Source organism: Streptomyces sp. NPDC059957, from assembly GCF_042730015.1.
Classification (GTDB): domain Bacteria; phylum Actinomycetota; class Actinomycetes; order Streptomycetales; family Streptomycetaceae; genus Streptomyces.
This window is the reverse complement of the sequence record NZ_JBHWMB010000031.1, coordinates 78,930-99,590: the sequence shown is the minus strand read 5'-3', so window position 1 is coordinate 99,590 and position 20,661 is coordinate 78,930. Positions and strand designations below refer to the sequence as shown.

23 protein-coding genes are annotated in these 20,661 nt (G+C 73.2%); 10 read left to right on the top strand and 13 right to left on the bottom strand.

All coding sequences use genetic code 11. The features are described 5' to 3' along the window. Window positions 1-26: 26 nt before the first annotated feature. Window positions 27-935, bottom strand: coding sequence for a DUF3027 domain-containing protein (locus ACFWBW_RS21850; RefSeq protein ID WP_385374872.1), 909 nt, complete (start codon window positions 933-935; stop codon window positions 27-29). A gap of 349 nt (window positions 936-1,284) precedes the next feature. Between ACFWBW_RS21850 and ACFWBW_RS21845 the strand changes: the two genes are divergently transcribed. From ACFWBW_RS21845 to ACFWBW_RS21830, 4 genes are all read left to right on the top strand, one after another. Beyond that, on the top strand, window positions 1,285-2,667 hold the full coding sequence (locus ACFWBW_RS21845; RefSeq protein ID WP_385374871.1) for an MFS transporter: 1,383 nt from the start codon (window positions 1,285-1,287) through the stop codon (window positions 2,665-2,667). 202 nt (window positions 2,668-2,869) lie between these two features. Further along, the gene (locus ACFWBW_RS21840; protein WP_385374869.1) at window positions 2,870-3,358 is read left to right on the top strand and encodes a DUF2771 domain-containing protein; all 489 of its coding nucleotides are present in this window, start codon (window positions 2,870-2,872) and stop codon (window positions 3,356-3,358) included. A gap of 13 nt (window positions 3,359-3,371) precedes the next feature. Beyond that, window positions 3,372-4,118 carry a futalosine hydrolase gene (locus ACFWBW_RS21835; RefSeq protein ID WP_385374867.1) on the top strand — a complete coding sequence of 249 codons (747 nt, stop codon included), beginning with the start codon at window positions 3,372-3,374 and terminating at the stop codon, window positions 4,116-4,118. After that, entirely contained in the window at window positions 4,115-4,981 is an 867-nt protein-coding gene (locus ACFWBW_RS21830; RefSeq protein WP_385374865.1) for a 1,4-dihydroxy-6-naphthoate synthase, read from the top strand. The genes ACFWBW_RS21835 and ACFWBW_RS21830 overlap by 4 nt, the downstream gene beginning before the upstream one ends. A 67-nt stretch (window positions 4,982-5,048) precedes the next feature. Here ACFWBW_RS21830 and ACFWBW_RS21825 read toward each other — a convergent pair whose 3' ends face one another. Next, window positions 5,049-5,432, bottom strand: a complete 384-nt coding sequence (locus tag ACFWBW_RS21825; protein WP_327253456.1) for a cold-shock protein — start codon at window positions 5,430-5,432, stop codon at window positions 5,049-5,051. A gap of 143 nt (window positions 5,433-5,575) precedes the next feature. On the opposite strand from ACFWBW_RS21825, the gene ACFWBW_RS21820 reads away from it, so the two are divergent. Next, window positions 5,576-5,833, top strand: a complete 258-nt coding sequence (locus tag ACFWBW_RS21820; protein WP_385374862.1) for a hypothetical protein — start codon at window positions 5,576-5,578, stop codon at window positions 5,831-5,833. A gap of 6 nt (window positions 5,834-5,839) precedes the next feature. On the opposite strand, the gene ACFWBW_RS21815 is transcribed toward ACFWBW_RS21820, so the two are convergent. Further along, a complete protein-coding gene (locus tag ACFWBW_RS21815) occupies window positions 5,840-6,469 on the bottom strand; it encodes an HAD family hydrolase (RefSeq protein ID WP_385374861.1) in 630 nt (209 codons plus the stop codon). 495 nt (window positions 6,470-6,964) lie between these two features. Here ACFWBW_RS21815 and ACFWBW_RS21810 point away from each other — a divergent pair, with 495 nt between their 5' ends. After that, a complete protein-coding gene (locus ACFWBW_RS21810) occupies window positions 6,965-7,768 on the top strand; it encodes an enoyl-CoA hydratase/isomerase family protein (protein ID WP_385374859.1) in 804 nt (267 codons plus the stop codon). A gap of 37 nt (window positions 7,769-7,805) precedes the next feature. Here the strand turns inward: ACFWBW_RS21810 and ACFWBW_RS21805 are convergent, their stop codons facing one another. Further along, window positions 7,806-8,606, bottom strand: coding sequence for a VOC family protein (locus tag ACFWBW_RS21805; protein WP_385374857.1), 801 nt, complete (start codon window positions 8,604-8,606; stop codon window positions 7,806-7,808). 258 nt (window positions 8,607-8,864) lie between these two features. Between ACFWBW_RS21805 and ACFWBW_RS21800 the strand changes: the two genes are divergently transcribed. Further along, window positions 8,865-9,485 (top strand): HD domain-containing protein, encoded by a 621-nt coding sequence (locus ACFWBW_RS21800; RefSeq protein ID WP_385374855.1) that lies wholly within the window; start codon window positions 8,865-8,867, stop codon window positions 9,483-9,485. Beyond that, the gene (locus tag ACFWBW_RS21795; RefSeq protein ID WP_385374853.1) at window positions 9,473-10,498 is read left to right on the top strand and encodes a GlxA family transcriptional regulator; all 1,026 of its coding nucleotides are present in this window, start codon (window positions 9,473-9,475) and stop codon (window positions 10,496-10,498) included. The genes ACFWBW_RS21800 and ACFWBW_RS21795 overlap by 13 nt, the downstream gene beginning before the upstream one ends. Here the strand turns inward: ACFWBW_RS21795 and ACFWBW_RS21790 are convergent. Next, window positions 10,429-11,328 (bottom strand): hypothetical protein, encoded by a 900-nt coding sequence (locus ACFWBW_RS21790; protein WP_385374851.1) that lies wholly within the window; start codon window positions 11,326-11,328, stop codon window positions 10,429-10,431. The genes ACFWBW_RS21795 and ACFWBW_RS21790 overlap by 70 nt on opposite strands. Window positions 11,329-11,443: 115 nt before the next feature. Between ACFWBW_RS21790 and ACFWBW_RS21785 the strand changes: the two genes are divergently transcribed. Then, the gene (locus ACFWBW_RS21785; protein ID WP_385374883.1) at window positions 11,444-12,061 is read left to right on the top strand and encodes a flavin reductase family protein; all 618 of its coding nucleotides are present in this window, start codon (window positions 11,444-11,446) and stop codon (window positions 12,059-12,061) included. 79 nt (window positions 12,062-12,140) lie between these two features. Here the strand turns inward: ACFWBW_RS21785 and ACFWBW_RS21780 are convergent, their stop codons facing one another. From ACFWBW_RS21780 to ACFWBW_RS21770, 3 genes are all read right to left on the bottom strand, one after another. Then, entirely contained in the window at window positions 12,141-13,208 is a 1,068-nt protein-coding gene (locus tag ACFWBW_RS21780) for a Zn-dependent alcohol dehydrogenase (protein WP_385374849.1), read from the bottom strand. Beyond that, window positions 13,205-14,431, bottom strand: a complete 1,227-nt coding sequence (locus ACFWBW_RS21775) for an acyl-CoA dehydrogenase family protein (RefSeq protein WP_385374847.1) — start codon at window positions 14,429-14,431, stop codon at window positions 13,205-13,207. The genes ACFWBW_RS21780 and ACFWBW_RS21775 overlap by 4 nt, the downstream gene beginning before the upstream one ends. Before the next feature lie 118 nt (window positions 14,432-14,549). Further along, a complete protein-coding gene (locus ACFWBW_RS21770; protein WP_385374845.1) occupies window positions 14,550-15,470 on the bottom strand; it encodes an SDR family NAD(P)-dependent oxidoreductase in 921 nt (306 codons plus the stop codon). A gap of 119 nt (window positions 15,471-15,589) precedes the next feature. Between ACFWBW_RS21770 and ACFWBW_RS21765 the strand changes: the two genes are divergently transcribed. Next, window positions 15,590-16,516, top strand: a complete 927-nt coding sequence (locus ACFWBW_RS21765) for a cyclase family protein (protein ID WP_385374881.1) — start codon at window positions 15,590-15,592, stop codon at window positions 16,514-16,516. Between the two features lie 61 nt (window positions 16,517-16,577). Here the strand turns inward: ACFWBW_RS21765 and ACFWBW_RS21760 are convergent, their stop codons facing one another. The 5 genes from ACFWBW_RS21760 to ACFWBW_RS21740 form a co-directional block, all read right to left on the bottom strand. Next, the gene (locus ACFWBW_RS21760; protein WP_385374843.1) at window positions 16,578-17,279 is read right to left on the bottom strand and encodes a hypothetical protein; all 702 of its coding nucleotides are present in this window, start codon (window positions 17,277-17,279) and stop codon (window positions 16,578-16,580) included. Between the two features lie 142 nt (window positions 17,280-17,421). Further along, window positions 17,422-17,949, bottom strand: a complete 528-nt coding sequence (locus ACFWBW_RS21755) for a hypothetical protein (RefSeq protein WP_385374841.1) — start codon at window positions 17,947-17,949, stop codon at window positions 17,422-17,424. Continuing rightward, complete coding sequence (locus ACFWBW_RS21750) at window positions 17,946-18,551, bottom strand: SigE family RNA polymerase sigma factor (protein WP_385374839.1); 606 nt, start codon at window positions 18,549-18,551, stop codon at window positions 17,946-17,948. Before ACFWBW_RS21750 ends, ACFWBW_RS21755 begins: the two co-directional genes overlap by 4 nt. 288 nt (window positions 18,552-18,839) lie before the next feature. Further along, window positions 18,840-19,346, bottom strand: coding sequence for an ATP-binding protein (locus tag ACFWBW_RS21745; protein ID WP_385374837.1), 507 nt, complete (start codon window positions 19,344-19,346; stop codon window positions 18,840-18,842). A gap of 382 nt (window positions 19,347-19,728) precedes the next feature. Next, complete coding sequence (locus ACFWBW_RS21740; protein WP_385374835.1) at window positions 19,729-20,658, bottom strand: acyl-CoA dehydrogenase family protein; 930 nt, start codon at window positions 20,656-20,658, stop codon at window positions 19,729-19,731. Window positions 20,659-20,661 lie beyond the last annotated feature (3 nt).

Sequence of the window (20,661 nt, the reverse complement as noted above, 5' to 3'; positions counted from 1 at the left end):
GGGCCGGCCCGCGCCGTTCCGCGGTGTCAGGAGTGCCCGAGGTCCGGGGCCAGGGGGTCCGTGGTGAGGACCGAGCCGGAGTCGGGGGAGGGACGCAGGTGGAACTCGTCCGAGGCCATCGAGTCCAGGACGGGCGGCGCCGGCCTGGGCGGCTTCGGCATGACCGCGGCCTCCGAGTGGCCTCCGCAGCCGTAGGACAGGGAGACCAGCCGGCCGTCGGCCGGTCCGAACTCGTTCGCGCAGATGCCGAAGGCCTGGCCCAGCGAGCCGCCGATGGCGACGAGGAAGCCGCAGGAGACGCACGAGGCCGGGGCCGCCTGCGCCATCGGGGTCTTCGCGCCGAAGGACTCGTCCCAGCGGTCGGCCGCACTGTGCAGCCCGTAGCGCGAGAGCACCCGCGCCCGGCGCATGCCCAGCTCCTCCGCCACCGAGGTGATGGAGCCGCGTACGGGCACCACCGCGCGGTCGGTGACGTCGGCGTCCTCCGCCTCGACCAGTTCGGCCATCTCGGTGGACACCACCGAGTTCGGCGGCGGGGCGTCCTCGCCCGACCAGCCGGCCTCCAGCCGCAGGTCCTCAGCGTCCGTGGGGAGCAGGTCGCCCGGACCCATGTCGCCCGGCCGCAGCCGCTCGCTCCACGGCACCCACTCGGGGGCCAGCAGGGCGTCGTCGCCCGGGAGCAGCACCGTTTCGTCGAGGGTGACGTTCTTCGCGCGGGACGCACGGGTCACCGTCACGGCCCAGCGCCAGCCGCGGTACCCGGGGTCCTTGCACTCGAAGAAGTGCGTGACGACCCTGTCGCCTTCCGAGATGGCAGCGGTGTGCTCGCCCACCACTCCGGGGTAGGCGGCTTCTTCGGCCGCCGCCCTGGCGAGGGCTACCGCCTCGACGCACTGGCGGTCGGGGGTACGGCTTCGCGTCGTCGCAGCACTCACAGGTCTCGTTCTCTCCTACGCCGTCTCACGAGTGCGCCGTCCGTACTTGTCGTCCACAACGACCCGTCGGCTGTCCCTACGTAGCGCGGGCGGAGCGGACCAGGGGGCCGCGTCGACGTCCGCGCCCGATCGGGTTCCAGGGCGCACCTACCTGCGATCCATTCTGCGGGATCGCGAAGAGGCGCGCGGCCAGGAGCAACCGCCGGTGGCGCGCTACGCACGCTACCTCCTCCGGCGCCTTCGGCCCACATGCAAGGTCCGATTCGCGGACACCCACAGCCAACCCACGGCCAACCCGGGGCGCGGGCCGGGTCCCCGCGACGCGCCGGGAAGGGTCCCGGGGGGCCGAGTGGGGCACTATGGCCACGTGGCACCCGTACGGTCGTCCGATGACGGCTCGGGACCGGCCAGGCGGGCCGGCCGGGCCGTCGGGCGTGCCCTGCACCTGCCCTTCACCGGTACGGCGCGCGGGATCCGGCGGGCCACGCACGCGCACGGGGCGGGCGAATCGGGCCTCGGCAAACTGATCGAGCTGCACGCGATCAACGGCGCGGGTGATGTGATGATCACAGTCGCGCTCGCCTCCACCGTCTTCTTCTCCGTCCCCACGGACGAGGCACGCGGCCGAGTGGCCCTGTACCTCGCGATCACGATGGCCCCCTTCACCCTGCTGGCCCCGGTGATCGGCCCCCTGCTGGACCGGCTGCCGCACGGGCGGCGGGCCGCGATGGCCGGCGCGATGCTCACCCGGGCCCTGCTGGCGGTGATGATGTCGGGCGCGGTGGCCACCGGCGGCCTGGAGCTGTACCCGGCCGCCCTCGGGGTCCTCGTCGCCTCCAAGGCCTACGGGGTGGTGCGCAGCGCGGTCGTCCCCCGACTCCTCCCACCGGGGTTCTCCCTGGTCAAGGCGAACTCCCGGGTGACCCTGGCCGGCCTGCTGGCCACCGGCGCCGCCGCACCCGTGGGCGCCGCCCTGCACACGATCGGCCCGCCGTGGCCGCTCTACGGGGCGTGCGCGATCTTCATCTGGGGCACCTTCGCGGCGTTCACGCTGCCGCACAAGGTCGACGAGGCCAAGGGCGAACGCCGGGCCCGGCTCTCCACCCACGAGGCGCACTCGAAGCGGCCGGGGCTGCGGACGGTCAGCCGGCCGGTGCTGTGCGGGCTGCTCGCGAACGCGTCGATGCGCGGGCTGTCGGGGTTCCTGATCTTCTTCCTGGCGTTCCTGCTGCGCGAGCACCCGCTCGCCGGGCAGAGCGCAGCGGTGTCGCTGGGCATCGTCGGCGTCTCGGCGGGCGTCGGCAACGCCTGCGGGACCGCCGTCGGGGCCTGGCTCCGGGCCCGCGCACCCGAGGCGATCATCGCCGCCGTCCTGTCCCTGACCCTCGCGGTGGCCGTCCTCGCGGCGGTCTTCTTCAGCGGGGTGTTCATGGCCGTCCTGGGCGCGACGGCCGGTTTCTGCCAGGCCCTCGCGAAGCTGTCGCTGGACGCGATGATCCAGCGCGACGTGCCCGAGGCAGTGCGTACCTCGGCCTTCGCCCGCTCGGAGACCCTGCTCCAGGTGGCCTGGGTCCTGGGCGGCTCGATCGGCATCGCCCTCCCCCTCAACGGCGTCCTCGGCATGTCGGTGGCCGCCACGGTGGTGGCCCTGGGCACGACGATGGCCCTGCGCGGCTTCCTCACGTCCCCGCGGCACCAGCACCCGACGTCATCCCGACCGCGGGTGGCGTAGCCCTTCACCACCGGGGCCGGGCGTCGGCCGAAGCCAGCCCCGCCTGCGTTCGAGGAACGGGGTCCGGGGCGGAGCCCCGGAAGGCCCGGCGCAGCCGGGGGCGCTTGCGCCACGGCGCCGCACCCGGTCCCGCCTGCGCAGCACGCCGCACCGGAGGACCCCGTGCAGCAGCGCAGCGTACGGGCCCGATAGCCTTCGGCTCATGACCGCACCGCTTTTCTCGGGTAGGGCCCGCCGCAGCGTCGCGGCCCTCGGAGCCGTTTCCGCCGGCCTCCTCCTCCTCTCCGCCTGTGACAAGCCGACGCCGCTGGCGACCGTGACGGTCGGCACCTCGTCGGTGTCCGCCGAAGCCGCCTGCAGCGACGCCAAGGAACTCACGGGCGAAAAGGTCCAGGAGTGCTTCACCGACCTGAAGCACGCCAAGACCATCGACTACGGCCGCGGCGACACGCTGCGCCTCGGTGTCGAGCCGGACGTCGTCGAGGACGGCAAGAAGTGGCAGCTGGTCCTGGACGGACAGCAGATCACCGAGCCGACCTCCAACACCTACGACAGCTTCCCGGGCGCCGACATCTTCGCCACCGGCGGCCAGGGCGGCGAGCCCCCGGCCTCCAAGAAGCTCAACATCGTCCAGGTCTCCGAGGACGGCAAGCCCCTCGCCGTCTGGGCCTTCACCCTCAAGCTCAAGTAGTCACGCACCCACCATGCGCGCGCTCATCGTGACCGCGGTGACGGCGGAGGCCGACTCCGTCGTCCGAGGCCTGTCCGGTCCGGTCCCTCATCCGGACCACACCCCCGGCCCGGACCACGCCCCCGGCAGCGAACCGCCGCGCACCCTCCCCGGCGGTTACCTCATCCACCGCCGGGGAGCCTTCGACGTGCTGGTCGCCGGAGTCGGCCCGGCGGCCGCGGCCGCCGGTACCGCGACCGCCCTGGCGCTCGCGGCAGCCCCCGGCTACGGCCTCGTCGTCTCCGCCGGCATCGGCGGCGGGTTCGCGCCCGCCGCCCCGATCGGCTCCCTCGTGGTCGCCGACGCGATCGTCGCCGCCGACCTCGGCGCCGAGACCCCGCAGGGGTTCCTCACCGTCACCGAACTCGGCTTCGGCCGCAGCGTGCACCTGCCTCCCGCAGAGCTCGCCGCGCGCGCCGCCGAGGCGACCGGGGCGCTGCTCGCGCCCGTCCTGACCGTCTCCACCGTCACCGGCACGGCCGCCCGTACGGCCGCCCTCGCCGCCCGGCACCCGCTCGCCGGGGCCGAGGCCATGGAGGGCTTCGGGGTCGCCGAGGCCGCCGCCGCCCACGGGCTGCCCGTACTGGAGGTCCGTGCCGTCTCCAACGCCGTGGGCCCCCGGGACCGCGACGCCTGGCGGATCGGCGAGGCGCTGACGGCGCTGGCCGGCGGCTTCCGGGCCCTGCGGCCCGTACTCGCTTCCTGGGGAGGACCTTCATGACCGGAACAGACGCCGATCTCGCACGGCCCGTACGGATCGCGTACTCGCCCTGCCCGAACGACACCTTCGTCTTCGACGCCTGGGCCCACGGCCGGGTCTCCGGCGCGCCCGCCCTCGACGTCACCTTCGCCGACATCGACATCACCAACGGCATGGCCGAGCGCGGCGAGCTGGACGTCCTGAAGGTCTCCTACGCCGTCCTGCCCTGGGTCCTGGAGGAGTACGCGCTCCTCCCCTGCGGCGGCGCGCTGGGCCGCGGCTGCGGACCTCTGGTCCTCACCCGGGAGCCGGGCCTGGACCTGACCGGCAAGACGGTCGCGGTCCCGAGCGAACGCTCCACCGCCTACCTGCTGTTCCGGCTGTGGGCCGCCGACGTACTGCCCGAGGGCGTCGGCAAGGTGGTCGTCCTCCCCTTCCACGAGATCATGCCCGCCGTGCGCGACGGCCGCGTGGACGCCGGACTGGTCATCCACGAGGCCCGGTTCACCTACCGGGACTACGGACTGCACTGCCTGGCCGACATGGGCGAGCACTGGGAGTCCACGACCGGTCTGCCGATCCCGCTCGGCGCGATCATCGCCAAGCGCTCCCTGGGCGCGGACGCGCTGCGCGCGCTCGCCGAGTCGGCCCGTACCTCGGTCCGGATGGCCTGGGCCGACCCGGAGGCGTCCCGGCCCTACGTACGGGCGCACGCGCAGGAGCTGGACCCGGCCGTCGCCGACCAGCACATCGGGCTGTACGTCAACGAGTTCACCGCCGACCTCGGCGAAGCCGGCTACGCGGCCGTGCGCGGGCTGCTGACCCGGGCGGCCGCGGAGGGTCTGGTTCCGGCCATCGCAGCCGACGCACTGGCCTTCCCGTAGACCTTCCCGCAGGCATGAGCGTGCCCCGCGGCCCTGGTGGGCGGCGGGGCACGGTCGTACGGGGGACTCAGACGTCGAGCTGATCGGCCACCGCGCGCAGCATGCCGGCGATCTTCCCGCCCTGCGCCTTGTCGGGGTAACGGCCCCGCTCCAGCGACTGCGTGACGTTCTCCAGCACGGTCGTGAGGTCCTGCACGATGGAGGCGAGCTCGTCGGGCTTGCGCCGCTGCGCGGCCGCGACGGAAGGTGCCGGATCCAGGACGATCACCGAAAGTGCCTGGTCACCGCGCTGCCCCGCGACAACACCGAACTCGACGCGCTGGCCGGGCTTGAGCGCGTCCAGCCCGTCGGGGAGCACCGACGAGTGGACGAACACGTCGCCGCCGTCGTCGCGGGAGAGGAAGCCGAAGCCCTTCTCACTGTTGAACCATTTGACCTTGCCGGTAGGCACGTCCGTCCTCTGTCCTTGCGTTCGTCGGGTGGGAAGCGGACCGCAGGCCCGCACCTCTCAGGCTAGTTGCCCCTCTCCGGGTGACAAGACGTTCCCCGGTCCTTCGCGGGTGACCGCTCCGGCCAGGGAACTACCCTGGTCGAGTGACTGTTACTCCTCAGCCCGAGCCCGACGCGACCCGCCCCGGCGACGCGCTCGTCAAGGCCGGCGGCATCGTCTTCATCGTCGGTGCCGTGGCCACGCTCGCCACGATGGCCCCGCTCTTCCTCGACGTGGACCCGTTCCCCTCGTACGCATGGGCGGTGTGCATGCTCATGGGCGTCGGCTTCGCGATCTCCGCGGCGGGCGTCCTGCGCTCGGCCGCCGCGCAGCGCACGGCGGCCCGCGCCTCGCAGGCGTAGCCGCGGTCACACGGTCCGCGTGCGCTCGTACTCCGCGAGCCAGGCCGGCAGCTCCGTGAGGTCGGTCAGGACCACGTCCGCGCCCGCCGCCCGAAGTTCCGGCTCCGGGCACGGGCCGGTCGGGACCGTCACCGACACCGCGCCGGCCGTACGGGCGCCGCGGACGTCGCCGACGTGGTCGCCGACGTAGACCTGGGCCGCGTACTCGCGCAGGGCGACCGCCTTGGCCTCCGCCCACAGCGAGCCGATGACCGCGTCGGGCTTGATGCCCAGGTGGTCCAGGTGCAGGCGGGCGTTGGGTTCGTGCTTGGCGGTGACGACGATCGCGCGGCCGCCGAGGGCCCGGACCGCTTCGACGGCCTCGCGGGCGCCGGGCATCGCCGGGGTCGGCACGATGGCGTGTGTGGGATAGATCTCCCGGTAGCGGTCGGCCACGGCGGGGATCTCCGCCTCCGGGAACCAGTACGCGAGCTCCTGGTCCAGCGGCGGACCGAGGCGGGAAACGGTCTGCTCGGTGTCGATGAACGTGCCCGTCTCGGCCGAAAGCGCCTCGAAGGCCGCCTTGATGCCCGGCCGGGAGTCGATGAGGGTCATGTCGAGGTCGAATCCGACGGTCAGCTGCGTCTCGGGGCTCATGCCTCCATTGTGCCGAGGTGGACCCCGCCCACAGGAACACAGCCTGAGCCCCGGCTTACCGGACAGTGAAATGTGCGGACATGTCAGGCCCTGCGGGGCGAGGTCCCCTACCCGCCCTTCCACCGTTCCCAGGGCCGGCCCTGACCCGGTCCTCAAACGCCGGACGGGCTGAAGAACAGGGCCCCGGGCTGCGCCCGGACCCCTGGGGCTCCGCCCCAGACCCCGGTCCTCAAACGCCGGACGGCTGGAATGGCGCGGGCGGTCTGAAAGCCCCACCCCCGGACGGGAGCGGGAGGGGCGGCCCGGGTCGGGGACGGGGGCGGGGTGGGGTGTCGGCCTGGACGTAAAGCGTGATTTGTGGCGCTGGAAGAGGCCGCGCCCTGTCGGAGTAGAGCAGAGGGCGCCTAAATCATGCAGTCCAGGCCGACACCCCACCCCGCCCCCGGCACCGGCCCCCACCCGCAGCCACACCCACCCACGAACAGGAGTTCCACCATGACCCCCATCCCGGAGGACGAAGTCCTCCACCGCTTCGAGAGCGGCGTCTCCTGGATCACACTGAACCGCCCCGAGGCCATGAACGCCGTCACCTGGGACCAGCGCGAGCGCGTCATCGCACTGCTCGCCGAAGCCTCCGCCGACCCAGACGTCCGCGCCGTCGTCATCACCGCCACCGGCAAGGGCTTCTGCGCGGGCGCCGACCTGCGCGGAGCCCCGGCCGCCCCCGCGGAGCGGGTCGTCGGGGACGTGGCCCGCATGATCCGGCTCGGCGCGCAGCGCCTGATCACGGCCGTGCTCGACTGCGAGAAGCCGGTCATCGCCGCCGTGAACGGCACCGCGGCCGGCATCGGCGCTCACCTCGCGCTCGCCTGCGACCTGGTCATCGCCGCCGAACCGGCCCGTTTCATCGAGGTGTTCGTCCGCCGCGGCCTGGTCCCCGACGGCGGCGGCGCGTACCTGCTCCCCCGCCTCCTCGGCCCGCAGAAGGCGAAGGAGCTGATGTTCTTCGGCGACGCCGTCCCGGCCGCCGAGGCGGAGCGGCTCGGCCTGGTGAACAAGGTGGTGCCCGCCGAGGCGCTGGAGGAGACCGCCCGGGAGTGGGCGGAGCGCCTCGCGCAGGGCCCCACCCGCGCCCTGGCCCTGACGAAGCAGCTGGTCAACGCCTCCCTGGACGGTGACCGGGCAACATCGCTCGCCGCCGAGGCCACCGCCCAGGAGCTCAACATGACCACGGCCGACGCGAACGAGGGGGTCGCCAGCTTCGTGGAGCGCCGCACCCCGAAGTACCTCGGCCGGTAGGCGAAAGAGGCCGTTAGGCGAAAGAGACCGATCGGCGCTACATCTGCGGGTCCGGCGTGAGCAGCGCGAACACCGCTCCCGCCGGGTCCGCGGTCCACGCCATCCGGCCGACCTCCGGGACATCGGCGGCGGGCATCAGGACCGAGCCCCCGCTGCCCCGGACGGCGGCTACGGTCGCGTCCACGTCTGCGACGTTGAAGTACGGAACCCAGCGCGGGACTTCGTTCGCACCGGCGCCCTGGCCCGCGCCGTCGCCCTGAGGTGCGACCCCGCCGAAGGAGCCGTCCTCCTGGTCCCCGTCGGCGATGCTCAGCACCCGGTACGTCATCCCGGGTGCCTCCATCTCGGCGGAGCGCCACCCGAAGAGCCCGGCGTAGAACTCGACGGCCGCGACCGGGTCGGGGGCGTGCAGTTCCGCCCAGACCAGGCTTCTCACCTCGGAGGTCCGCCCCAGTCCCGCGGTCTTCCCCGGCTGCCAGCAGGCGAACTCCGCGCCCTGCGGGTCGGTGAACTGCGCCAGCCAGCCCTCGCCCATGACGTCCCCGGGCTCCATGCGCACCACTCCGCCGCCCGCCCTGACGGCAGCCGTCGTCTCCTGGATGTCGGGGGTGTTGAAGTGCAGCATCCACGCCGAGGTGGCACCCTCCTCGGTGAGCGGCCCCAGCGCGGCGACGGTCTTCCCGTCGACCTGGAAGAAGCCGTAGCCGCCCGCCTCCGGGCCGAGGGAGAGGAACTCCCAGCCGAAGACTCCGGTGTAGAACGAGACGGCCGCGTCGGTGTCGGGGCTCCCGAGGTCGAGCCAGTTGGGCGATCCCTTGCGGAAGTCGGTGCCGAGCATGAGGTTCCTCCTGTGCGTGCGCCGCTGCTGCGGCAGGGTCCTGTCTCCGGGTCTCCGGTCCCCCGCCACGATGCCGAGCCCGTCCGTGGCCCGCGCCCCGGGGGACTCCGCACGGCGATGGATTCACCCGTACGGCCGTGCCGATCTCGCCCCCGTGTCCGTATCTGTGGGATGTGTGGCCCGATGGCCATGGCGGGAGGCCGCACGGGCCCCGAAGACTGGAGTCGACCCGCGGGGAGCCCGAAGAAGGAGCAGAACATGACAGTGGTGCCGGACTCACGACTGGCGAAGGAAGCGACCGAGCTCGTCCGGGACAGCGTGGGCGAGCTACTCTACGACCACTCCCGCCGCGTGTTCCTCTTCGGCAGCCTCCAGGGCCGGCGCCTCGGCATCGCGGCCGATCCCGAACTGCTCTACGTGGCCGCGATGTTCCACGACCTCGGCCTCACCGAGCCCTTCCGTTCCAGCGGCCGCCGCTTCGAGGTGGACGGCGCCGACGAGGCCGCCCGGTTCCTGCGGAGCCACCAGGTTCCCGAGGATTCGGTGCGCCGGGTGTGGACGGCGATCGCCCTGCACACCACCCCGGGCATCCCGGAGCACATGGAGCCCGAGGTGGCGCTGGTGACGGCGGGCGTGGAGTACGACGTGCTGGGCATCGGCTACCACGACCTCGCCGAGGCGGACCGCGCGGCGGTCGTGGCCCTGCACCCGCGGCCCCGGTTCAAGGAGCGCATCCTGCGCGCCTTCGCGGACGGCGTCGCGCCCAAGCCCGGTACCGCCTTCGGCAACGTCAAGGCCGACGTCCTCGCGCACCACGTCCCCGGTTTCGCGCGTACGGACTTCGTACGCCTGGTCCTGGACTCCCCGTGGGCCGAGTAGCCGCGCACCCCGGGGCGCGGGCGGCCCCGCACCCCGTCGTCATCGTCGCCTTCGACGGCGTGCAGCTGCTCGATGTCACCGGCCCCGCCGAGGTGTTCGGTACGGCCAACCTCCACGGCGCCCGCTACGAGGTCCGGATCGTCTCCCCGGACGGGGCCGACGTCCGCACCTCCTCGGGCGTACGCATCGGCGCGGACGGCGGCCCCGGCGGCCTGCCGGCCCGGCCCGGGACGCTCGTCGTCCCCGGCCGGAGCGACTGGCGGCGGGCCGTCGCCGATCCCGCGCTGACGGGCCTGGTCGCCGAGCTCGTGCGCCGTTCGCGCCGGGTCACCTCGGTGTGCGCCGGGGCCTTCGTACTGGCGGAGACCGGGGTGCTCGACGGGCGGCGGGCGGTCACGCACTGGCGGCTCGCGGCGCAGCTCGCGGCGGCGTACCCGCTGGTGCGCGTGGAGGCGGATCCGCTGTTCGTCCAGGACGGGCACGTGGTCACCTCGGCCGGGGTGACCTCGGGCATCGACCTGGCGCTGTCGCTGGTCGAGGAGGACCACGGGCCGGCCGTGGCCCGGGAGGTCGCGCGGGAGCTGGTGGTCTTCATGGCCAGGCCCGGCGGCCAGTCCCAGTACAGCGCCCGCCTGACCCCGCGCGAGGCCGGGCATCCGGTCCTGCGCATGGTCATGGACGCCATCGGGGCCGACCCCCGGCTCACGCCGGCCGAGGTCACCCGGGGCGCCGGGGTCAGCGGCCGCCACCTCGCCCGGCTGTTCCGTGCGGAGACCGGGATGACGCCCGGCCGGTACGTGGAGTCCGTGCGGCTCGAGGCGGCGCAGGCCCTCCTCGAAGCGGGCGACGATCCGGTGGACGCGGTGGCCGAGCAGTCAGGCTTCGGTTCCGCCGAGACCATGCGCCGGGTGTTCCAGCAGGCCCTGGGCCTCGCTCCGAGCGCCTACCGCGCCCGCTTCCGCAGTACGCGCACGTCCCCGCCGTCCGGGTCGCCGATCAGCACGAACAGCTGAGGCGCCTGCACCGTGCCCGCCAGCTCCCACGTCAGCGAGGCCTCCTTGCACTCCGGCACGGTGAGGACCACGCCCGCCCGGTTGAGGCGGTCCGCCTCGCGGGGCTTCCATGTGCCGAGTCCCGAGCAGCGGTCGACCACCTCGAACCCGTCGTCGACCAGAAGCTTCTCCGCCATCGCTACGCCCTGTGCGTCGAGTTCCAGCCGGACACCGTCGCCGGTCCACACGCCGATGTAATCGGTGTGCGCCAGGACCGGCGGTTCGTACGGCGGCCAGGCGAACGCGGCGACGACCGCGGCGAACATCGCGATCACCGCCGGTCCCAGCGTCCAGCGCCGTACCGAGGCCTTCGTCTTCTGCCGCATCCGCGCGTACACCGACACGACCGTGGGGAGCACCCCGGCGGCCGCCGTCCAGCCCCAGGTGCCGACATACGAGCTGCCGGTCAGCAGGGCGATCGGCGCGGCGTACACGGCTGCGAGCAGCCCTGCCGCCGGCAGGGCCCACCAGGGTGCGGGGATCCGGGTGCGCACGCCCACGGAGTTCGAGAGTTCCATCACCGGCGTGGTGAACAGGGCACTGTGGACCACGCCGACCCCGAGCATCAGCGCCGGCTGGAGGGTGCACATCACAGCCAGGCTGAAGAGCACCCCGATGCCGCCCCCGTAGCCCCGGCCGTAGGGCTCCTCCGTGAACTGGACCAACTGCCAGAACACCGCCGCGGCCTGGAACTGCCCCGCCGCGACGGTCTCCGCACCCGGTGCGATACCGCCCCAGTCGCGGCCCTTCGCCTGCGCCACGGCCACGCCGTTCCACGTGCCAGTCCCCACGGCGATCCCCCCGAGATCACTAATTGAACACGTTCAATCCATGGTGGACCCTACACTCCCCTTCCCATCTGACGAACCGTCAGCTTCAATCGGTGATGTGATGGGACACGCAGGGATGGCGGCCACCGTCGTCCGATACCTCAGATCAGTCGGCTCCCTCCCCTCCGCCGTCGCGGAGCCCGGGGCCGAGCCCGTCGAAGCACTGCCCCGCCCCGATCTGCGGGCCGTCGGCGAGGACGAGCGCGCGCCCGTCAGCCCGGCCGAGTTCCGTGCCGTACTGGGGAACTTCGCCAGCGGGGTCACGATCATCACCTCCCCGCCCGGCGAGGACGAGGACAGCCCGGCCGGCTTCGCCTGCCAGTCCTTCGCCTCGCTCTCCCTCGACCCGCCGCTGGTCACCTTCATGGTGGCCCGTACGTCGACCACCTGGCCCCGCATCGCGCGCACCGGGGTGTTCTGCGTGAACATCCTCGGCGCCGAACAGGGCGCGCTGTGCCGGGCCTTCGCCGTCAGCGGCGCCGACAAGTTCGCCGGAGTCGCCCACACCCCGGCCCCCGCCACGGGCTCGCCGCAGCTCGACGCGGTGCCCGCCTGGATCGACTGCCGGATCCACGCCGTGCACACCGGCGGGGACCACCTCATCGTGGTGGGCAAGGTCGAGGCCATGGGAGCGGCCGGCGAGGGCGAGCCCCTCCTCTTCCACAAGGGCCGCTTCGGCCGCTTCACCGGTTGACCCGGGCCGGTGGTCTCACACCACGAGAGGGGCCCCGGCCGCAACGGCCGGGGCCCCTCTCGCGTCCGCGCCCCCGATGTCAGAACGTGAGGACCCCCCGGGCCACCCGCCCGTGGTGGGCGTCGTCCGCGGCCTTGTCGAAGTCCTCGACCGGGTAGACCTCCGTCACCAGCTCGTCGAGCAGCAGCTTGCCCTGCCGGTAGAGCTCCGCGTAGAGCGCGATGTCCCGCTGCGGGCGCGAGGACCCGTACCGGCAACCCATGATCGTCTTGTCCAGGTACATCGACGAGACCTGGAAGGCCGCCTCCTCCTGGAAGCCGGGCACGCCGAGCAGGACCGCCTGTCCGTGCCGGTCCAGCAGGTCGATCGCCTGCCGGATCAGCTTGACGTTGCCCACGCATTCGAAGGCGTGGTCCGCGCCCGTCGGCAGGATCTCCTTCGCGGCCGCCGAGGAATCCGCCACCGCCGAGGCGTCGATGAAGTGCGTGGCGCCGAACTGCCGGGCCACCGCCTCCTTCGCCGGGTTCGCGTCGATCGCCACGATGGTGGTGGCGCCCGCGATCCGCGCGCCCTGGAGCACGTTGAGCCCGATGCCGCCGGTGCCGATGACGACCACCGTCTCGCCCCGGTCCACCTTGGCCCGGTTCAGCACGGCGCCCACGCCCGTCAGGACCCCGCAGCCGATCAGCGCGGCCGAGGTCAGCGGGATGTCCTTGGGGATCTTCACCGCCTGCACGGCCTTGACGATCGTCCGCTCCGCGAAGGCCGAGTTGGACGCGAACTGGTAGATCGGCTTGCCGCCCCGCGAGAACGGCTGCCCCGGCATCCCGATCGCCTTGCGGCACATCGTCGGCCGGCCGCGGTCGCAGTCCGCGCACGCCCCGCAGTTGGCCAGCGTGGACAGCGAGACGTGGTCGCCGGGCACCACGTGCGTGACCCCGGACCCGACCGCCTCCACCACGCCCGCGCCCTCGTGCCCGAGCACCACCGGCGGCGGGAACGGGATCGTCCCGTCGATCACCGACAGATCGCTGTGACACAGCCCGGCCGCCGCTATCGCGACCAGCACCTCCCCCGGCCCCGGGTCCCGGATCTCCAGATCGTCGACCACCTGGGCCTGCTTGCCGTCGAATACGACGCCTCTCACCTGGACTCCTTAGGCAGGCCGAGCACGCGCTCGGCGATGATGTTGCGCTGGATCTCGTCCGAGCCGCCGTAGATGGTGTCGGCACGGGTGAACAGGAACAGCCGCTGCTCCTCGTCGAGTCCGAGTTCGTACGGGGTCCCCTGCGACCAGTGCCCCGGCCCGGCCGTGGCCACCGCGCCCCGGACCTCCACCGCCAGCTCCCCGAGCCGCCGGTGCCAGCCGCCCCACAGCAGCTTGGCCACGCTGGGCGCGCCGGGGTCCCCGCCCGAGCCGCCCGCGGCGCCCAGCGTCCGCAGCGCGTTCCACCGCATCGTGCGCAGCTCGGCCCACTGCCGTACGAGGCGTTCGCGCAGGACCGGGTCGCCGGAGCCTGCGTCCACGTACGCCCGGACCACCCGCTCCAGTTCGGCCGCGAAGCCGATCTGCTGGACGAGCGTGGAGACCCCGCGCTCCAGCGCGAGCAGTCCCATGGCCACGGACCAGCCGTTGCCCTCCCCGCCCACCACCTCGGCGGCGACGGCCCCGTCGAAGAACACCTCGTTGAACTCGGAGGTCCCCGACATCTGCCGGATCGGCCGGACCTCGACCTTCCCCGGCTGGTCCATGCGGACCAGGAGGAAGGACAGCCCGCGGTGCCGCTCGGAACCGGCCCCGGTGCGCGCCAGGACGAAGCACCAGTCGGCGTCCTGGGCGAGCGAGGTCCAGATCTTCTGCCCGGTGACCCGGTACAGGCCGTCGGCCGCGTCCCGTACCGCCGTCGTACGGATTCCCGCGAGGTCGGAGCCGGCGCCCGGTTCGGAGTACCCCTGGCACCACAGCTCCTCGCCGCGGGCGATGCCGGGGAGGAAGCGGGCCCGCTGCTCCGGGGAGCCGTAGGCGATCAGCGTCGGCGCGAGGAGGTTCTCGCCGATGTGGCCGACCCGGGCCGGGGCGCGCGCGGCCGCGTACTCCTCGGCCCACACCACCTGCCCGGTGAGGGACAGGCGCCGGTTGCCGTAGGCGCCTGCTTCAGCGTCGCCCTCCCCCGTCTCCCAGCCCTGGCCGATCCAGCCGCCGCGCCCCAACTCGCGCTCCCAGGCCCTGCGGACCTCGACCCCCTCGTGCTCACTGCCCGGCCCGCCGAGGCCGATGGCCTCCTCGTACGGGCCCACGAGGTGCTCCGCCAGCCACGCCCGGGCGTGACCGCGCAGCTCCTCGTCCTCCTCGTCGAAGCGGAAGTCCATGGTCGGTGCCCCCCTTGGGTCCTGTCCGGCCGCTGGGCCGGTCTCTCGTGCCTTGGCACGCGTACGCGCCGGTCCGACGGCCGGGCCATCGGGGCCACCCCGAACGCCCGGCGACGGCCTAGGCGTTGGGGCGGTCCTTGGCGGCCGCCGCCTTCGCCATGGCTTCGAGCTGGGCGAGCATCGGCATCGGGTCGGTGCCGACGGTCCCGGGCAGGAAGTCGGCGATCTTCTCGGGGGTCCAGGAGCCCTCGGCGTAGCCGGCGCGCAGTTCGCGGGGCTGCGCCCAGACGGCGATCTTCGGGCCGGCGATCGTGTAGACCTGCCCGGTGATCTTCTCGCCGCCGACGGCCACGGCCTTGTCGGAGAGCAGGTAGGTGACGAGCGCCGCCACGTCCTCGGGCTCGCCGATCTCCTTGAGCTCCATCGGAACGTTGGCCGACATCCGGGTGCGCGCCACGGGTGCGACGGCGTTGGAGGTGACCCCGTACTTGGCCAGGCCCAGCGCGGCGGAGCGGACGAGCGAGATGATCCCGCCCTTGGCGGCGCTGTAGTTGGCCTGGGCCACCGAGCCCTGGTGGTTGCCGCTGGTGAAGCCGATCAGCGTGCCGGTGCCCTGGCGCCGCATGACGGCGGAGGCGGCGCGGAAGACGGTGAAAGTGCCCTTGAGGTGGGTGGCGACCACGGGGTCCCACTCCTCCTCGGACATGTTGAACAGCATCCGCTCGCGCAGGATGCCGGCGACGCAGACGACTCCGTCGATGCGTCCGTACTGGGCGAGCGCGGTGTCGACTATGCGCTGGCCGCCCGCCATGGTCGAGATGTCGTCGGCGACGGCCACGGCCTCGCCGCCCGCGGCGAGGATCTCCTTCACCACCGCTTCGGCGATCTCGCTGGTGGGCTCGTTGCCCTCCATGCCCACGCCGTAGTCGTTGACGACGACCTTGGCACCTTCGGCGGCCGCGGCGAGTGCCACGGCCCGCCCGATGCCCCGGCCGGCGCCTGTGACGGCGACGACTTTGCCTGCCAAGAAGTTCCCCACGTCCGGCCCCTTCCCGCGTTTTCTGACGGTCCGTTAGATTCTATGGGCAGTCGGATGCGCCAGCACAAGCCCCAGTTCGCCACCGCCGTTCATTTCGCTACGAGGAGCTGATGAGATCCATGGCCATGCCCGCCGAGTTCCACGACATCGCCAAGCGCGTCAACAACTGGGGCCGGTGGGGCGCCGAAGACGAGATCGGCACCCTCAACCTCATCACCGACGAGGTGGTCCGCGCGGCAGCGGCCGAGATCCGCACGGGGCGCCGCATCCCCCTGGCCCTCCCACTCAAGGAGGACGGGGTGCAGTCCGGCATGATCCCCGGCCGCATCAACCCGCTGCACACGATGGTGCAGATCAACCAGGAGCTCTTCGGGCCGGGCACGGTGGCGTGCAGCGACGACGCGGTGACCTTCGGGCTCCAGGCGGGCACGCACTGGGACGCGCTCACGCACGTCTCGCACTCGGGGAAGATCTACAACGACCGCCCCGCCGACACCATCACGGCGCACGGCCGGGCCGAGTTCAGCGGCATCGACAAGGCCGGGCACATCGTCTCGCGCGGGGTCCTGCTGGACGTCGCCCGCGCCAAAGGCCTGGACCGGCTCCCCGGCGGCCACCCGGTCACCCCGGAGGACCTGGAGCAGGCCGAGGAGTTCGGCGGGGTCACCGTCCGCGCGGGCGACATCGTCCTGGTCCGCACCGGCCAGGTGCAGGTCTACCTGGCGGGCGACAAGCACGGCTACGGCTACCCGTCGCCCGGCCTGTCCGTCCGTACGCCCGAGTGGTTCCACGCGCGGGACGTGGCGGCCGTCGCGAACGACACCCTGACCTTCGAGATCTTCCCGCCGGAGATAGAGAACCTGTGGCTGCCGGTGCACGCCCTGGACCTGGTCGAGATGGGCATGCACCAGGGCCAGAACTGGAACCTCGAAAAGTTGTCCACAGCCTGTGCGGAAGAGTCCCGCTACTCGTTCCTCCTCTCCGCCATGCCGGAACCCTTCGTCGGCGCGGTCGGCACCCCGGTGGCCCCGGTCGCCATCCTCTGAACGCCTACGCGGGCGTCTACGCGGGCGCCTGCGCGGGCGCCTGCGGTCGACCGCCCACGGCTCAGCCCTTGGCGCAGATCACGTCGTACGGACGGCCCACCGCCATGGTCAGCCGCATCGGCTCGGTGGTCCCGGACGGGCACTCGGCCTTCGTCTTGACCAGGGCGAGCACCTTGTACGCGCCCGAACCGCCCGAGGCGCACGGCACTTCCTGCGCCTGGTCGGTCACGCAGTCGCCCTGCACCAGCTGGCCGCCGCCGGCGCCCGCGTCACCGGGGTGCTCGCCGGTCAGGTTGCGGCCGCAGACGGTGTTGGTGGGGATGCCGCCCGACTTCGCGGAGCCGTAGGAAATGCTCACCTGGATCATCAGGTCGGTGCCGGGCGGGCACTGGATCGCGCCCGGCAGGATGCTGGCGTCCTTGATGTCGATCGCCTTGAAGGTGGCGCCGGACGCGGAGCACTTCTGCGGCCGGTAGCCGTCGGGCCGGTTGTCCGGGTCGGGGCCGCCACAGTCGCCCACCGCCCACGTGCTCGACGTGTCGGAGGAGGACTCCGGGTTCCCGGGGTCCTTGGACGGCTTGGCGGAGGCCGACGCGGAAGCGGACGCGGATGCCTTGGAGTCGCTCGCGCCGCCGTCGTCGCCGAGCCACTGGGAGGCTCCGTAGACGCCGGCGGCGACCAGGACGAGAGCGAGGAAGCCGGGGAGTTTGCTCCCGCGGCGCCTCGGGGCGGGCGGAGGCGTCGCCTCGTACGGGTTTGCCATGCTGTGCTCCTGCTGCGGTGAGGGTGGACCTTCGGGGCGGGACGACGCACCACGGACAGCGATGCGGATACGTCATGTACACCTCATGATTCCACGCGGACCACGAGCACCCGGCCCCGGGCCGGAACGCACGTGGAGACGCTCAGCGGCAGGGCGGCGGTTCGACCACCAAGGGGCGGAAGACGAACGCGGGGCCCGCGCCGTCACGGAGGAAGTGCGCCTCGACCGCCGAGACGAGCACCATCGTGCCCGCCGTGTACGGGTCGCCCCAGAGAGCCGTGTCCAGGGCCTCCTCGGGCACTTCCGGCTCGGCGCGCCACCAGCGGCCGGCGAACTTCGTGTACCGGATCCCGCAGTGCACGTACAGCTCGTGCGGGTACGGGACCCCGAGCGCCGGGCCGGTGGGATCGGCCGGCGCGCTCGGCGGTCCCTCCGACGCGGCGGGCGGGGCCGCCGTCCGGGACCCGCCGTCCGGCGACCACGGCGGGGCGAGCACGGCCAGCGCCGCGACGGCCGCCACCACCCCGGCGCCGACCGCCCTGCGGCGCCGGCGGATACGGGCGGCCTCCCGGACGACACCCTCTGGCGCGGGCACCGCCACGGGCACCGCCGGCCGGTCCGCCAGCGCGTGCAGGGCGCGGCGCAGCTCTTCTTCGGGGTACCCGTTCATCGCGCCTCCGCCTCGCTCTCGCTCGTACCCGCACTCGCACTCGCACTCGCACCGTCGCCCGGCCAGAGCTCGGGGTGGGACCGCAGACGGGTCAGCGCCCGTGCGGCCAGACTGGTCACCGTGCCGTTCGGGCAGCCCAGGATCTGCGCCGTCTGCTCGACGGTGAGGTCCTGGTAGTAGCGCAGCACCAGGACGGCCCGCTGGCGCCGCGGCAGGCTAAGCAGGGCCCGTTCGAGCAGGTCCGAGGCGGCGACCGCCTCGGCGGCGGGCTCGACGGAGCCGCCGGCGGCATCGGGCAGGGCCGCGTGGGGAAGCTCGTGGTGCCAGCGCCTGCGGCGCCACGTGCAGTACGTGGTGACCATGACCTTGTGCGCGTAGCCGATCGGCGCGTCGTACCGGCCCGCGCGGCCCCAGCGGTCGTACACCTTGGCCAGGGTCACCTGCACCAGGTCCTGCCCCAGATGCCAGTCGCCCGTCAGCAGCCGCGCGGTGCGGAGCAACGGGAGTCCTGCTGCCGCGACGAACTCCGCAAACGTTTCTTCGGATGGCTCCACCCGGCCACACCCCCTCACCCTCAAGACGACCCGGGGGCGCCATCGCATTGCAGGGCGGCGGCACCAACTTCAGGGCGGCGCCGCGGCATCGACGGACGGAGTCCGGCGCAGCGGCGCGAGGCCGGTAGGGCCCGCCAGGGCCGCACCGCGCGAGCGGCGCGTCAGGAAGGGAAGGTTCTGCGGGTGGCGGCGGCGCGCATGCACGCCCCGAGCGCGGCACGGCGGCCGCCACCCCACGACCCGCACTCGTCAAGGCAGGACTGACCCTTGGCGTCCCCTCGCGACGAATCGTTCAACACAAGAGTGATCACCAGTTGACGAACCGTCAACACCTCGTTAGAGGTACACGTGCGGTTCCCGGATCGCGCCCTGGATTTCCGGCCCGCCCGAAGCGCCGTCCGCGGCCTTCCCGACAGCCTTCTCCGCGACCCCGACCGCGATCCCCTCCGCGATCTTCTCGGCCCGGTCGATCTCGCACCAGATCCGCTTCCCGGCGCCCTCGCGCTGCCAGCCCCAGCGGTCCGCCAGACCGTCCACCAGCTCCAGACCGCGGCCGCCCGTGTCGTCCCCTGCGGCCTGCCGCGGGGACGGCGCCCGGTCGCTCGCGTCCGCGACCTCCACCCGCACCCCCGGCTCCCCGAAGAGCATGCGCAGCACGGCCGGACAGCCGGTGTGCACCACGGCGTTGGTGACCAGCTCGGAGATCAGCAGGATCAGCGTCTCGGCGAGCGGCTCGTCATCCCCTATGCCGCAGCCCGCGAGCCGGGAGCGGGCCCATCGGCGGGCCCGGCCGACCTCGGCGGGGTCCGGTCCTACCTCCAGCTGAACCTGAAGCACCTGCACCGCTCACACCATCCGAACCGGCGGACACTTCGCCTCGCGACAGGACGGGGTCACCCAGTGTGACCCCCTTGCGGAGCAGCATGGTTGACCTACAGTCACCACAACAAGCGCTTCGGGCATATTCCAGCGTGAAGGAGTAGGCGTGGTGCATACTGTGCGGCGCTCGCGCCGCTCAACCGCTCGCATTCCCGGGAGCGTACCGGAGCGGCCCCCCGCCTCCGGGCCGCAATGGGGCGGGCGAAGGACACAAACCGATATCAACTCTCCGTAATCGGACATGCGTCCCGCGCCGTCCCTCCCGCACCCCTCGCGCCCCCGTCCGTCACAGCGAGCGAGCGAGCAGCCGCGCCCGGCCGACCTGCCGGGCGACCTGCCGGGCGACCTACTCCACCGCCGCCAGCAGCTCCGCCGCCAGCGCCTCCTCCGCCTGCGCCGCGGTCCGCCACTGCTCCGCCCGCACCCACGCCCGCTTCAAGTGCAGGTGCACGTCCGCCTCCCAGGTGAAGCCCATCCCGCCGTGCACCTGCAGACAGTCCCGGGCATTGCGCACGGCCGCCTCGTCGGCCAGCAGCTTGGCCCCGGCCACCTCTGCCGGATCGGCCGTCACGGCGGCCGCGTAGACCGCCGTACGGGCCACCTCCGCCCGCACCAGCATCTGCGCGCACAGGTGCTTGACCGCCTGGAACGCACCGATCGGCTGCCCGAACTGCTCGCGCTCCTTGGCGTACCGCACCGCCAGCTCCACCGTGCGCAGCGCGCTGCCGAGTTGCAGCGCCGCCGTCAGCAGCGCCCCCGCGTCCCGGTACGCGCCGGCCGCCACCGGCCGCCCCGGTACGGACACCCGCGCCAGCGGGGTCAGCGGGTCCGCCGAGCGCACCGGGTCCCCGGCGCCGGCCGGGGCCGGCTTCCCGTCCGCGCCGAGCACGGCGTCCGCCTCGCCGAGGTGGGCCACCAGCGGGCCCTCCAGGTCGAAGGCCGTCACCACCGCCTCCCCCTCCGCGGCCCCCGCGACCAGCCCGGCGGCCAAGTGGGTGGCGACCAGCGGTCCCGGCAGCAGCGCCCGCCCGGCCTCCTCGAAGACGAGCACGGCCTCCGGCAGCCCGAGCCCGACCCCGCCCTCGTCCTCCGGGAGCCGCAGCGAGAAGAACCCGGCCTCGCCGAGCTCCCGCCACAGTTCGCGGTCCACGGACCGGCCGGTGGCGGCCGCCCGGTCGACCGAGGCCCGCAGCTCCTCGCGCCCGTACCGGCCCGCCAGGAGGTCCCGTACGCCTGCCCGCAGGTCCCGCTGGTCCTGCGTCGGCTGGAAGTCCACGGA

Coding starts and splice junctions, on each gene's coding strand:
- ACFWBW_RS21750 (WP_385374839.1), bottom strand. CDS start 18,551: ATGCGATGGCGCCCCCGGGTCGTCTTGAGGGTGAGGGGGTGTGGCCGG.
- ACFWBW_RS21775 (WP_385374847.1), bottom strand. CDS start 14,431: ATGGACTTCCGCTTCGACGAGGAGGACGAGGAGCTGCGCGGTCACGCC.
- ACFWBW_RS21755 (WP_385374841.1), bottom strand. CDS start 17,949: ATGAACGGGTACCCCGAAGAAGAGCTGCGCCGCGCCCTGCACGCGCTG.
- ACFWBW_RS21815 (WP_385374861.1), bottom strand. CDS start 6,469: ATGAGCCCCGAGACGCAGCTGACCGTCGGATTCGACCTCGACATGACC.
- ACFWBW_RS21765 (WP_385374881.1), top strand. CDS start 15,590: ATGGCCATGCCCGCCGAGTTCCACGACATCGCCAAGCGCGTCAACAAC.
- ACFWBW_RS21840 (WP_385374869.1), top strand. CDS start 2,870: ATGACCGCACCGCTTTTCTCGGGTAGGGCCCGCCGCAGCGTCGCGGCC.
- ACFWBW_RS21760 (WP_385374843.1), bottom strand. CDS start 17,279: ATGGCAAACCCGTACGAGGCGACGCCTCCGCCCGCCCCGAGGCGCCGC.
- ACFWBW_RS21830 (WP_385374865.1), top strand. CDS start 4,115: ATGACCGGAACAGACGCCGATCTCGCACGGCCCGTACGGATCGCGTAC.
- ACFWBW_RS21785 (WP_385374883.1), top strand. CDS start 11,444: ATGGCGGCCACCGTCGTCCGATACCTCAGATCAGTCGGCTCCCTCCCC.
- ACFWBW_RS21810 (WP_385374859.1), top strand. CDS start 6,965: ATGACCCCCATCCCGGAGGACGAAGTCCTCCACCGCTTCGAGAGCGGC.
- ACFWBW_RS21800 (WP_385374855.1), top strand. CDS start 8,865: ATGACAGTGGTGCCGGACTCACGACTGGCGAAGGAAGCGACCGAGCTC.
- ACFWBW_RS21805 (WP_385374857.1), bottom strand. CDS start 8,606: ATGCTCGGCACCGACTTCCGCAAGGGATCGCCCAACTGGCTCGACCTC.
- ACFWBW_RS21835 (WP_385374867.1), top strand. CDS start 3,372: ATGCGCGCGCTCATCGTGACCGCGGTGACGGCGGAGGCCGACTCCGTC.